Source organism: Paraburkholderia sp. SIMBA_053, assembly GCF_046534895.1.
Classification (GTDB): Bacteria; Pseudomonadota; Gammaproteobacteria; order Burkholderiales; family Burkholderiaceae; genus Paraburkholderia; species Paraburkholderia caledonica.
On record NZ_JAWRXU010001578.1, the window covers coordinates 1 to 240 of the forward strand.

Annotated in this window: 1 pseudogene; it reads right to left on the bottom strand. The window is 62.5% G+C overall.

The features are described from left to right. Window positions 1–240: pseudogene (locus SB753_RS40875) on the bottom strand (phasin family protein); the annotation flags it as partial.

Here is a 240-nt window from a genome sequence, read left to right on the forward strand (position 1 = left end):
TCTTCTTCGGTTGAAGCAGCGTCTTCAGCTCTTCGACACGCTCGGCGACACGCTTGGTCACGACAGCGACGCTGTCCGACTGCGCGCGATAAGCCGTGTCCGCGAGGTCCTGCACATCGACGAGCGCTTTGTGCAGCGTTTGCTTGACCGTATCACCCGCGCTGGTGATGGACTGTCCGCCCGGCTGCGTGAACCGCGCGACGAACGCCTGCAGTTCTCCCAGCGACGTACGAAGGATGT